General features: G+C 59.4%; 8 protein-coding genes and 2 rRNA genes. 7 read left to right on the top strand and 3 right to left on the bottom strand.

Translation table 11 applies throughout. From position 1 onward, the window contains the following. The 5 genes from J2W17_RS21965 to J2W17_RS21945 form a co-directional block, all read left to right on the top strand. Positions 1-1,360: ribosomal RNA gene (locus tag J2W17_RS21965) — 23S ribosomal RNA — on the top strand; the annotation flags it as partial. Positions 1,361-1,523: 163 nt separating this feature from the next. Next, positions 1,524-1,639: ribosomal RNA gene (gene rrf / locus J2W17_RS21960) — 5S ribosomal RNA — on the top strand. Positions 1,640-1,787: 148 nt separating this feature from the next. Then, positions 1,788-2,447, top strand: a complete 660-nt coding sequence (locus J2W17_RS21955) for a paraquat-inducible protein A (protein ID WP_307339277.1) — start codon at positions 1,788-1,790, stop codon at positions 2,445-2,447. Then, positions 2,434-3,057, top strand: coding sequence for a paraquat-inducible protein A (locus tag J2W17_RS21950; RefSeq protein ID WP_307339272.1), 624 nt, complete (start codon positions 2,434-2,436; stop codon positions 3,055-3,057). Before J2W17_RS21955 ends, J2W17_RS21950 begins: the two co-directional genes overlap by 14 nt. Continuing rightward, positions 3,050-5,353 carry a PqiB family protein gene (locus J2W17_RS21945; RefSeq protein ID WP_307339269.1) on the top strand — a complete coding sequence of 768 codons (2,304 nt, stop codon included), beginning with the start codon at positions 3,050-3,052 and terminating at the stop codon, positions 5,351-5,353. Before J2W17_RS21950 ends, J2W17_RS21945 begins: the two co-directional genes overlap by 8 nt. Before the next feature lie 218 nt (positions 5,354-5,571). On the opposite strand, the gene mksF is transcribed toward J2W17_RS21945, so the two are convergent. Genes mksF through mksB form a run of 3 tightly spaced genes read right to left on the bottom strand, consistent with a single transcriptional unit; the run spans position 5,572 to position 10,374 of the window. Continuing rightward, positions 5,572-8,412, bottom strand: coding sequence for an Mks condensin complex protein MksF (gene mksF / locus J2W17_RS21940; RefSeq protein WP_307339266.1), 2,841 nt, complete (start codon positions 8,410-8,412; stop codon positions 5,572-5,574). Beyond that, positions 8,409-9,110: an Mks condensin complex protein MksE gene (gene mksE, locus J2W17_RS21935; RefSeq protein WP_307339263.1), complete on the bottom strand. Its 702-nt coding sequence runs from the start codon at positions 9,108-9,110 to the stop codon at positions 8,409-8,411. The genes mksF and mksE overlap by 4 nt, the downstream gene beginning before the upstream one ends. Then, positions 9,100-10,374: an Mks condensin complex protein MksB gene (gene mksB / locus J2W17_RS21930; RefSeq protein WP_307339260.1), complete on the bottom strand. Its 1,275-nt coding sequence runs from the start codon at positions 10,372-10,374 to the stop codon at positions 9,100-9,102. Before mksB ends, mksE begins: the two co-directional genes overlap by 11 nt. Before the next feature lie 236 nt (positions 10,375-10,610). Here mksB and J2W17_RS21925 point away from each other — a divergent pair, with 236 nt between their 5' ends. Together J2W17_RS21925 and rimI are read left to right on the top strand one after the other, a co-directional pair. Then, the gene (locus J2W17_RS21925; RefSeq protein WP_307339302.1) at positions 10,611-11,351 is read left to right on the top strand and encodes an energy transducer TonB; all 741 of its coding nucleotides are present in this window, start codon (positions 10,611-10,613) and stop codon (positions 11,349-11,351) included. After that, on the top strand, positions 11,344-11,796 hold the full coding sequence (rimI, locus tag J2W17_RS21920; protein WP_307339257.1) for a ribosomal protein S18-alanine N-acetyltransferase: 453 nt from the start codon (positions 11,344-11,346) through the stop codon (positions 11,794-11,796). The genes J2W17_RS21925 and rimI overlap by 8 nt, the downstream gene beginning before the upstream one ends. The last annotated feature ends 43 nt before the right edge of the window (positions 11,797-11,839 follow it).

Genomic DNA, 11,839 nt, shown 5'->3' with positions numbered 1-11,839 from the left:
CGAAGTGGTTGATGCCATGCTTCCAAGAAAAGCTTCTAAGCTTCAGGTAACCAGGAACCGTACCCCAAACCGACACAGGTGGTTGGGTAGAGAATACCAAGGCGCTTGAGAGAACTCGGGTGAAGGAACTAGGCAAAATGGCACCGTAACTTCGGGAGAAGGTGCGCCGGTGAGGGTGAAGCATTTACTGCGTAAGCCCATGCCGGTCGAAGATACCAGGCCGCTGCGACTGTTTATTAAAAACACAGCACTCTGCAAACACGAAAGTGGACGTATAGGGTGTGACGCCTGCCCGGTGCCGGAAGGTTAATTGATGGGGTTAGCTAACGCGAAGCTCTTGATCGAAGCCCCGGTAAACGGCGGCCGTAACTATAACGGTCCTAAGGTAGCGAAATTCCTTGTCGGGTAAGTTCCGACCTGCACGAATGGCGTAACGATGGCGGCGCTGTCTCCACCCGAGACTCAGTGAAATTGAAATCGCTGTGAAGATGCAGTGTATCCGCGGCTAGACGGAAAGACCCCGTGAACCTTTACTATAGCTTTGCACTGGACTTTGAATTTGCTTGTGTAGGATAGGTGGGAGGCTTTGAAGCGTGGACGCCAGTTCGCGTGGAGCCAACCTTGAAATACCACCCTGGCAACTTTGAGGTTCTAACTCAGGTCCGTTATCCGGATCGAGGACAGTGTATGGTGGGTAGTTTGACTGGGGCGGTCTCCTCCTAAAGAGTAACGGAGGAGTACGAAGGTGCGCTCAGACCGGTCGGAAATCGGTCGTAGAGTATAAAGGCAAAAGCGCGCTTGACTGCGAGACAGACACGTCGAGCAGGTACGAAAGTAGGTCTTAGTGATCCGGTGGTTCTGTATGGAAGGGCCATCGCTCAACGGATAAAAGGTACTCCGGGGATAACAGGCTGATACCGCCCAAGAGTTCATATCGACGGCGGTGTTTGGCACCTCGATGTCGGCTCATCACATCCTGGGGCTGAAGCCGGTCCCAAGGGTATGGCTGTTCGCCATTTAAAGTGGTACGCGAGCTGGGTTTAGAACGTCGTGAGACAGTTCGGTCCCTATCTGCCGTGGACGTTTGAGATTTGAGAGGGGCTGCTCCTAGTACGAGAGGACCGGAGTGGACGAACCTCTGGTGTTCCGGTTGTCACGCCAGTGGCATTGCCGGGTAGCTATGTTCGGAATAGATAACCGCTGAAAGCATCTAAGCGGGAAACTAGCCTCAAGATGAGATCTCACTGGGACCTTGAGTCCCCTGAAGGGCCGTCGAAGACTACGACGTTGATAGGTTGGGTGTGTAAGCGCTGTGAGGCGTTGAGCTAACCAATACTAATTGCCCGTGAGGCTTGACCATATAACACCCAAGCAATTTGCATGCTTCGAGCTGAAAAGCGAAGAGGCACCAGATTGCGGTGTGTGAAGACGCAATGAACCGAAAGTTCGAATCTTGCAAACACCGAAAGCTGTCACATACCCAATTTGCTGAAACGTCGAAAGACGGTTCAGTACCCGAATTTCTTGACGACCATAGAGCATTGGAACCACCTGATCCCATCCCGAACTCAGCAGTGAAACGATGCATCGCCGATGGTAGTGTGGGGTTTCCCCATGTGAGAGTAGGTCATCGTCAAGATTGAATTCCGAAACCCCTATCTGCGCATGCAGGTAGGGGTTTTGTTTTTGCCTGGAATAAAGCCCAATCGGGCCAATACAAATTTGCACAGTTATTTTCGCTTCAGAACACTAGAATAGGTCCAACTTTTTCGGAGCCAGAGCCTTTTATGCCAGATTCGGTTGACGCCCCCGGGCTGTCAGAATTACCGCTGGACGACTTGGTGGCGTGTCATGAGTGCGACTTGCTGATGCGCAAGCCCGAGCTTGCCCATGACGAAAAGGCTCTGTGTCCGCGCTGCGGTTACGAGCTCTACGCCCATCGGCACAACGTCGTGCAGCGCAGCCTGGCTTTGGTGATTGCCGCTCTATTGTTATTTGTCCCGGCGAACTTTTTACCCATCATGCAGCTCAATCTACTCGGACAATCGTCGAACGATACGGTCTGGACTGGGGTTGTCGGTCTTTTTGATTCCGGCATGCAGAGTGTTTCAGTGATTGTGTTCCTGTGCAGCATGGCGATCCCCTTGATCAAGCTGCTCTGCCAGTTGGCCGTTTTGCTCAGTATTCGTTTTGATGTCGGACGCAGCTATGGCTTGTTGATCTACCGCATTTATCACCATCTACGTGACTGGGGAATGCTTGAGGTCTACCTCATGGGCGTGCTGGTGGCGATCGTCAAGCTGGCCGATATGGCAGCCGTTACCGTCGGCCTTGGCCTGGCGTGCTTTATCAGTTTGTTGTTGGTCCAGGTCTGGTTGGAGGTGGTGATGTCACCCCATCAGATCTGGCAGGCATTATCAGGAGAGGATGCCCATGCGGGCGATTGATGCAGGCATTCTGATTTGTGCCGAATGCCATGAATTGAACAAGCAGGAAGCTGACACCGACGAGCAGACCTGCACCCGTTGCGGTGCGCTGGTTCACGCCCGCCGCCCGAACAGTGTGGTGCGCACCTGGGCGCTGCTGATCACCGCTGCGGTGCTCTACATCCCGGCCAACGTACTCCCGATCATGACCGTCAGCTCCCTGGGCAAGGGCGACCCCAGCACCATCATGTCCGGTGTGATCCAACTGGTTCAGCACGGGATGATTCCAATTGCGGCAGTGGTGTTTATCGCCAGCATCCTGGTGCCGACGTTCAAATTGGTGGGAATCGCGCTGCTGTTGTTTTCAGTGCAGCGCCGTCAGCCGCTCTCGGCCCGTCAACGGATCTGGATGTACCGCTTTATCGAGTTCATTGGCCGCTGGTCGATGCTGGATATCTTCGTGATCGCCATCCTGGTGGCGGTTGTGAATTTCGGACGGCTTGCCAGCGTCGAAGCCAATCTTGGCGCCATCGCCTTCGCCAGTGTGGTGATTCTGACGATGCTTGCCGCCGTTACTTTCGATCCCCGACTGATTTGGGATAACACGGAGTCGGATGACGACCATGACTGATTTGCCTACAGCGAAAACCCGACCGGCCTCGAACTGGTCCGCTATCTGGGTGTTGCCCCTGATCGCCTTGATCATCGGCGGCTGGCTTGGCTGGCGTGCCTACAACGAGACCGGCATCGAGATTCAGGTGCGTTTCGAAAGTGGTGAAGGCATCCAGGCCAACAAGACCGAGGTCGTCTACAAAGGCATGTCTGTAGGTAAGGTAAAGACCCTCAAGCTCGACGACGAAGGCGCCTCCAAGGGCGTCATTGCCACCGTCGAGATGAACAAGGATGTCGAGCAATACCTCAGGACCAGCACACGCTTCTGGCTGGTCAAGCCGAGCGTGACCCTGGCCGGTATCACCGGCCTGGAAACCCTGGTGTCGGGTAACTACGTCGCGATCAGCCCGGGTGAAGGCGAACCGATTCGCAAGTTCAAGGCGTTGGCCGAAGAGCCGCCGCTGTCCGACGCACAGCCCGGTCTGCACCTGACCATCAAGGCTGATCGTCTCGGCTCGCTGAACCGCGGCAGCCCGGTGTTCTACAAGCAGATCAGGGTCGGGCAGATCAAAAGCTACCTGCTCTCCGAGGATCAAGGCACCGTCGAACTCAAAGTCTTTATCGAGCCGACCTACGCCAAGCTGGTGCGCAAACACACACGATTCTGGAATGCCAGCGGCATCAGCATCGACGCCAACCTGTCGGGCGTGAAAGTGCGCAGCGAATCCCTTGCCAGCATCGTCGCCGGTGGTATTGCGTTTGCCACGCCGGAGAATCGCAAGGACAGCCCGGCCACTGATCCGAGCCTGCCGTTCCGTCTCTACGAAGACTTCGATGCCGCTGCGGCCGGTATTCGGGTCAAGGTCAAGCTCAGCGACTTCGAGGGCTTGCAAGCCGGTCGCACGCCCGTGATGTACAAAGGCATCCAGGTCGGCACGCTCAAAGCGCTGAAGATCGACCCGGATCTGTCCGCCGCCAGTGCCGAGTTGACCCTCGATCCCCTGGCCGAGGATTACCTGGTCGACGGCACGCAGTTCTGGGTGGTCAAACCGTCGATCTCCCTCGCCGGTATTACTGGCCTGGAAGCATTGGTCAAGGGCAACTACATCGCCGTGCGCCCCGGCGACAAGGGCGCCGCACCGCAACGGGAATTCGTCGCAAGGCCCAAGGCGCCGCCGCTCGACTTGCGTTCACCAGGGCTGCACCTGGTGCTGTTCACCGATAACCTGGGTTCGCTGGATGTCGGCAGCCCGATTCTCTACAAACAGGTCAAGGTCGGTTCGGTGCAGAGCTATCAGTTCTCACGGACCAAAAAACAGTTGGTGATCGGCGTGCACATCGAGAAGGAATACGAAGGCCTGGTCAACGCCTCGACCCGGTTCTGGAATGCCAGCGGCATTACACTCACCGGTGGGCTGACCGGCGGAATCCAGGTCAAAAGTGAATCGCTGCAAAGCCTGATGGCTGGCGGCATTGCCTTCGAGACGCCGCAGGCAACGGCGCCATTGCAGAAGCGGATTCCGCGATTCCGCCTGCACGCCAACCGTGAAGAAGCCAATCAGAAAGGCACGGTGGTCACGATCAAGGTGGATCGCGCCGATGGCTTGCGCAACGGCACGCCGATTCGTTTCAAAGGTCTGGATGTCGGCAAGATTGAAGACGTCGATCTCAGCGATGACCTGCAATCGGTGCTGCTGACGGCGCGCATTACCGAGGTGCCGGAGCGTATTGCCCGGGCTGGCAGTCAGTTCTGGGTGGTCAAGCCTGAACTGGGCCTGATCAAGACGTCCAATCTGGAAACCCTGGTCACCGGGCAGTACATCGAAGTGCAGCCGGCGGCAAAAAACCTGGGGCCGCAAAAGAACTTCGTGGCCCTGGCCAATCCGCCTGAGTCGGCCAAACAGGAAGCTGGCTTGAGCCTGGTCTTGAGCGCGGCCCGCCGTGGGTCGCTGAAAACCGGGGTGCCGGTGACTTACCGTGAGATCACCGTGGGCAAGGTGACAGGTTATGAACTGGGCCAGACCGCCGATCGGGTATTGGTGCGCATTCTGATCGAGCCGAAATATGCGCCGTTGGTGCGTAGCGGTACGCGTTTCTGGAATTCCAGTGGCTTCGGTTTTGACTATGGCTTGTTCAAGGGCGCGACGATGCGAACCGAATCGCTGGAGACGTTGATTCAGGGCGGCATCGCCTTTGCCACCCCGGACGGTGAGCGCATGGGCAGCCCGGCGCGACCTGAGCAGACGTTCCCGTTGTTTGACAATTTCGAAGAGGAATGGCTGACCTGGGCGCCGAAGATTTCCCTCGGTAAATAACCTGGATTCATTGGGCGTCTATGAGGGCCTCTTCGCGGGCAAGCCCGCTCCCACAGTGTTCAGCGTCGTCCACAAATTCTGTGCACGACGATCCCTGTGGGAGCGGGCTTGCCCGCGAAGAGGCCCTCAAACTCACTGAAAGCCTCGAGAATGTACCCAAATAAAAAGGCCGCGCTCCATTAGATCGCGGCCTTTTTATTGGCGTGAGTTAAGTCAGATCAGACCGCATCCAACTCCGGTTCATCCGCTTCGACATTGACCGCCGGCTTCACCTCATCATGCCGACGAATGTACTTCCAGTCCTCCTCGTCGATATAAATCCCGTTCGGCCCGCTGCCACCTTCCAGGTCGATGGCAACACTGGCGCAGACCTGCGGCTTCACGCTGGCCAGAATCGGCACGAAGCCCAGTTGCAGACTGGTTTCCAGCAGCGCTGCCTGGTTCTTCTCATCGATGTCCGCCGCCTCGTCGAGGTAGTACGGCAGGCGCACGCGACCGGCCTGGTCGCGGTCCATCAAGTGCAGCAACAAGTACATGTTGGTCAGCGCCTTGATCGTCATTGTGGTGCCGTTGGACGCTGCACCGTCGATGTCGGTATGGATCACCGGCGATCCGTTGACCTTGGTGATCTCGAATGCCAGTTCGAACAGGTCCTTGAGGCCAAGCTGGTTGTGATTCGCCGCCACCAGACGCGCCAGGTATTCCTTGGCTTCTTCGTTCTTGTTGTCCTGATCGGCACTCTGGTTCAGGTCGAACACCGAAAGGGTTTCGCCTTCTTCATACTGGCCGGCGCTGTGGATGATCTGATCGATATGCTTGAGCGCTTCCTTGTTCGGCGCGAGCACGATGCGGAAGCTCTGCAGGTTGGACACCTGGCGCTTGTTGATCTCGCGGTTGAACAGCGCCAGTTGGTGTTCGAGGCTGTCGTAGTCGCTGCGGATATTGCGCAAGGTCCGGGCGATGTCGGTCACGGCCGCGCGGCGGGCCTTGCCGAGGGTGAGGGCTTCGTCGGTGCGGTGCGCGTAGGCATTGATCAGCAATTGCAGGCGCCGTTCCATGTCGTCTTCGCTGTCGAACTTGGCCACGCCCTTGAGGCGAACCTGAGCGTAGAGCGCCTCGATCTGACCGTCGCTGCGCAGCAGGCCCTGCCAGCTGTCCTGATAGTCGTTGAGCAGCGGCAGCAGGTTGTCCATGGAATCGTCGACCGGGTCCATGAACGGCGTGCCGAACGGCAGGTCGGCCGGCAACAACTGTCGGCGGCGCAGGGCGTCGTCGAGGGTGCGTTGCTTGGCTTCCATGTCGCCGATCTGCCGGCCAACCAGTTGCAACTTGGCCGACAGTTGCTGGACGCGCTCGGTGAAGGCGTCGCTGGATCGTTTCAATTCGTCCTGGGCCGCTTCCATCTGCGCGAGTTGTTCCAGCCTGTCGCCTTCTTCGGCGCTCAGGGTCTGCGCGCGACGGAAATCTTCCAGGGCTTTCTGTGCATCCAGTACTTGCTGGTAAAGGGCTTCTGTCTGGGTCTTGCTCGCCGCGCGGTCGGCCGCTACGGCCGCCTGGGTCTTGAGCTGTTTGAGTTCTTTGTCCAGGCGCTCTTTCTGATCGCGCAACGCCGCGCGGTCAGCCAGAGCTTGCAGTGCGGGTGGCTCGATATGCGAGATGTCGATGGACAAGCCCGGCACTTCGAAGCGCTCGCCCTTGAAACCGTCGAGAATCAGCTCAAGGGATTTGACCCAGGCACCGTCCTCATCCAGCGTGATGCCGTGCTCGCCCAACGGCAGGCTGAACAAGGCGCTGTTGAACAGGCGCATCAGGCGTTCGACATCCTGTTGCGAAAACTCTTCGCGCAGGCGGGCGTAGCTGTTGTTGTCGGCGTGATCGAGTTGCTGCCTGACCGACTTCAGGCGTTTTTCCAGATCCCGCAGACGCTCGTCGAGATCTTCGGCACTGAACTGTCGCGACTGCGCCAGTGCGCCGGCGAGTTCATCGTGGGCGTCCTTGGCCGCGAGCAGTTGCTGCTCAAGGACTTTGACGTCATCGACCAGGGCGAAGCGATGCTTGAGCACCGACAGTTCGCCAAGCCAGCGCTGGATGCCGGCGATTTCCCGCTCCAGGCGCATCAGCTCCTGAGTGCCGCCGCGCTGATCGTTTTGCAGGGCATCCTGTTCGTTGCGATAGTGCTCGGCCTGAATCGTCAGCTCTTCCTTGCGCGCTCCGGCGTAGTCCGACCAGGTGCCGAGCAGGGAATCGAGCAATGGCGAGATCCGGTGCAGTTTGCCGCGCAGGATGTCCCGTTGTTTCACGCCGTTGGCCAAGGCCTCGACCAATGGGCCGGCCGCGACCAGCGAGTTGTAGTCCTGCTCCATGCGACGTACATCGCGGAAGGCTTCTTCGCAGGCGGCAATATAATCGACACTGCCGGAACGCAGGCTGTGTTCGAAGGCATCGAGGAACAGCTGCTTGAGCTTGGCCGCGGTGATTTCGCGCATGTGCAGAAGGTTGATGAACAGGGCGCGGAAGGTCTTCAGGCTTTGCTCGCTGGTGGAGCGTAGCGGGATCAGCGTCAAGTCCAGGGGGATCGAGGTGTGACCGCCGACCAGCAAGCGACGCAGTTCATCCGGTTTTAGTTCGTAGGCTTTCAGGCCTTCGCGCTCGAGGTTGGTGAACAACTCTTTCTGGCGCAGACAGGTGTCGTTTTTCTGATAATGGGCCAGGTCCAGCTTGCCGGCGTAGGCAAAGAACTGGTGACCGAAACCGCCCCCGGGGCCGCGACCGACGACACCGATCACATGCGGGCCGTGGGGCAACGAGACTTCGACAAGAATGTAGCTGGTGTCCGAGGCAAAGTAGAAGCGCCGCGATTGTTCCAGGCTGTATTTGCCGAAGCTCATGTCCGACATGCGCGCCAGGATCGGGAACTGCAGGGCGTTGATCGAGGCGGATTTACCAAGGTTGTTCGCGCCATACACCGACAGCGGCTCTTCCAGCGGGAACAGGCCAAGGCTGTAACCGGCGGTATTCAAAAGGGCAAAGCGGCGGATGCCGTAGCGTTCCTTGCTCATGCATCGGTCTCCTGTTCTTCGGCGATGGCGCGGGCCAAGGCGTTTTCTTCGTTATCTTCCTCGAAGTCGGTGAGGTCCAGCGGGTCATCGGTCTCCAGCAGCTTTTCATCGCTGTCGTCGTCGATCAGCACCGGTGCCGGCAATGGCAGCACGCTGTGCAGGCTGGCTGCCAGATCACGGTCCTGCTGGACCGACAGGCAGACGTCGAGGAAGCGATGCATCGGCGGCAGGAACCGGTAGATACCGTTTTCTTCGCCGGCGAAACCGAGCTGGGTCATGCGGCGCATGATTTTTTCTTCGAGCTCTTCGACCGTCTGCACTTCGGCCTGGATGAACAGGTCGCGGTACTTTTCCAGCAGCGACGGCAATTCATCGCGACCGAGGCTGCCGCCGTCGAGTACCGCGACCGGGTCGCGGCCCTGATCCGCCAAATGCTCGACCAGGATGAAGGTGAACAGCGCCAGGCGTTGCGCGGTCTTGTTTACGGCGGCAGTGGCGAGGTCCGGCACGAAATAGTAGAAACCACGGGTGTCGCAGACCAGCTCAAAGCCCAAGGCCTTGAACAGCGTGCGGTACTGATCCTGGAAGTTCGACAGCTGCGCGTACAGCTCGGGGTCGCGGCGGCTGACGTGGTAGCCCTTGAACAGCTCGCGAAAGATCGGTGCCAGCTGAGACAGTTCGGATAGATCAAGATGCATAAGGGGTGCTCGCAGAATCCTCGGCGTTGTCGCGGGCCGAGAGCAGGGCGAAGGAGCGCAGGCTGACCTGGTGCTCGTGAGTGTGGTAATCGCGGCGTTCCAGACGCTCGCGTTTGAAGCGTTTCTCCCGCGACAGGCGCGAGAACCAGTAGAGCAATTCGTCGGTGGCGCCGTCCGGTTCCTGCTCCAGCAGCCAGATCATCAGGTCCGGCATCGGCAGGGCATCTTCGCAGCGTTCGAGCATCTCCCGAACCGTGCGGGGCGCGCGCGGCACTTCGCCTTTGTGCGTGTTGTGGGCCTTGGGAAAGCGCGCCGGCTTCGGCTCGAAGCGGGCCAGGGCGTAGACGTAGGCTTCGACCTGGCTGGCACTGCCGAGGAAGGTGCTTTGCGGGCGGGTGAACATCGGCATCGCCGCCTGCGGCACCGCATCGATGCCTTTGCGCCGGATGGCCGCCAGGGCCAGCGCCGCGCCACGGGTTACGGCATTGTGCCGGCGGGCTTCTTCCCGCAGCGGCAGCAGCAGTTCGCGGGCGTGGCGCAGGGTCAGTTGGGCGCTGGTCTGCATTTCGAGGATGCGCGCGTGGGTGCGCAGCAACATATCGTCATCGACCAGGTGCCCGAGACGCTGCTGTTCAGTGAGCATCTTCAGCAGCACGTTTTCGACCTTGCGCACACCTTGTTCGAAGGCGCCGTCGGCGTTCACCAACTGGATCATCGGCTCGACGTATTCATCCCAGGTCGCCAGCACTTCAGCGTAACGCTGGCGCAGTGGAATCTGTCGGTCGCTGGTCTTGGCGCGTTCGGCGACGGCCACCAGGGCCTGTTCGTCGTTGGCGAGCTTCTTCAATACGTCCCGCACGCGCATGTCGAGCAGGCGCAGCTGGCGCGCGAGGTCGTTGCCGTCGCGGATGTCGAAGGCGTCCTGGATGTAGCCGGCCAGGCGCTCGAGATGGCGCAGATAGGCTTCGATTTCCAGGCACAGGCCCAAGCGGTGTTCACGGCGCAGGTAAGCGAGGAAATCGTGAATCTGCGCATTGAGCTCGAAGCGGTTCGGGCTTTTTGCCACCGGAACCAGAATGTCGAGGCGAATCCACACGTCCAGCAGGCTGGTAATGTCCTGCGGTGTACTGTCCAGTTGCTGGGCGGCGAGCTGTGAACGCAATTCGTTGAGGCTCAGGGTGCCTTGGTCGAAGTGCTCGCACAGTGGCTCCAGAAGTGCCCAGTGTTCAGCGAGGGCGCGCAAGACGCGCTTGGGTTCGATCATCGGGATGGCCGGCTGTCTGACGATTGAAAGCCGCGATTGTACTGCATCGGGGCCAATGCAAATCACTCTCGGGATGGGCTGTCGCCTTTTTTCACAGGTGGAAAGACTAAAGGTGAAGTCTGTCGATCAAGCGCGGGCGATCTTGGGCGAAGGGCGGTAGAATCCCTGCACTTTCGTTATCCACAAGTGGCCGACCTTTGCTTATCGAGTCCCGTCGCCGCGCTTATCTGGCCGCCATGCAGGTGGTCAACTGGCTGCCGCGCACCGAATTGCCCTTTGCCGCGCCTTCGCGGCCCGAACTCCTGGAAACGCCCGAGCCCCTGGTCGTGGCCCCGGTGGCGCCGGCTCCTGTGGCCGAGCCACCTGTGGAACCACGGGTCAAACCTGCCGAACGGGTAAAGATCGAGGTGCCCCGGCCATCGTTGGCCAGCACACGCACGAACGCCAAGGTCGAGGAAGAGTCCGCCCCGGTCGCGATCAGGGCGCCGATCATGCCGCCGCCACGCTTCGCCCTGCAATTACTGCGGGCCGGTCGCTGCCTGTTGCTGGTGGAGTTACCCACAGGCGAAACATTCCAGGCGCGCGATCCTGCCTATCTGCTGCTCAAGGACATGCTGCGCGCCGCCGGTCTGCCGGACAGCCCGCAAATCGTCGGCGAGCCGGTGCGCTGGCCGCTGCTGGCCCGCGGCACCATGGACCAGGGCCCGGAAGCCGCCCGTGATTTCGTGCAGGGATTTCTCTCGGCCCGGCTGGAAGACGCCCCCTGCGTCTGCCTGTGGCTGATCGGACTGCCCGCGATACGTTTTGCCGGTGAAGCGAATGCCGAGGCATTCAATCGTGAACTCCAGGTCGAAGGCCTGGGTCCGGTCTGGGCCCTGCCGGGCCTGGAATTATTAATGGAAGAGCCACAGCGTAAGGCTGAAGTCTGGCAAGCCATGCGTCGGCTGATGGCGCGCTGGAAAGAATCGAATGAGTGACGCTGTATCGTTCCGCCCGATGACCGAGGCGGACCTGGACGCCGTACTGAAAATCGAATACGCGGCGTATAGCCATCCCTGGACCCGCGGGATTTTTCTCGATGGCCTGGGCAAGTACCAGATCTGGTTGATGTTCGAAGGGCAGCAGCAGGTCGGTCATGGTGTGGTGCAGATCATTCTCGATGAAGCGCATCTGCTGAACATCACCGTCAAGCCGGAGAATCAGGGTCGTGGCCTGGGTTTGGCGCTGCTGGAGCACCTGATGTCGATTGCCTATAAGGCCGAGGCTCGGGAGTGTTTTCTGGAAGTGCGCGACAGTAATGGGTCGGCATTCCGGTTGTATGAGCGTTATGGGTTTAACGAGATCGGGCGTCGGCGGGATTACTACCCGGCGGTGGGTGGGCGCGAAGATGCGGTGGTCATGGCCTGCACTTTGGTCGACTGAACCCTTTCAAAAGCTTCGCGAGCAAGTCGGATCGCCGCACCGC

The sequence above is a fragment of the Pseudomonas lini genome, assembly GCF_030812475.1.
Lineage (GTDB): Bacteria > Pseudomonadota > Gammaproteobacteria > Pseudomonadales > Pseudomonadaceae > Aquipseudomonas > Aquipseudomonas lini_A.
The sequence above is the reverse complement of the archived record's forward strand: the minus strand, read 5'-3'. Positions and strand labels throughout refer to the sequence as shown.

What these genes read in the sequence shown, in the direction of transcription:
- J2W17_RS21955 (WP_307339277.1), top strand. Translation starts at nt 1,788, where the DNA reads ATGCCAGATTCGGTTGACGCCCCCGGGCTGTCAGAATTACCGCTGGAC.
- mksF (WP_307339266.1), bottom strand. Translation starts at nt 8,412, where the DNA reads ATGAGCAAGGAACGCTACGGCATCCGCCGCTTTGCCCTTTTGAATACC.
- mksE (WP_307339263.1), bottom strand. Translation starts at nt 9,110, where the DNA reads ATGCATCTTGATCTATCCGAACTGTCTCAGCTGGCACCGATCTTTCGC.
- J2W17_RS21925 (WP_307339302.1), top strand. Translation starts at nt 10,611, where the DNA reads ATGCAGGTGGTCAACTGGCTGCCGCGCACCGAATTGCCCTTTGCCGCG.
- mksB (WP_307339260.1), bottom strand. Translation starts at nt 10,374, where the DNA reads ATGATCGAACCCAAGCGCGTCTTGCGCGCCCTCGCTGAACACTGGGCA.
- J2W17_RS21945 (WP_307339269.1), top strand. Translation starts at nt 3,050, where the DNA reads ATGACTGATTTGCCTACAGCGAAAACCCGACCGGCCTCGAACTGGTCC.
- rimI (WP_307339257.1), top strand. Translation starts at nt 11,344, where the DNA reads ATGAGTGACGCTGTATCGTTCCGCCCGATGACCGAGGCGGACCTGGAC.
- J2W17_RS21950 (WP_307339272.1), top strand. Translation starts at nt 2,434, where the DNA reads ATGCGGGCGATTGATGCAGGCATTCTGATTTGTGCCGAATGCCATGAA.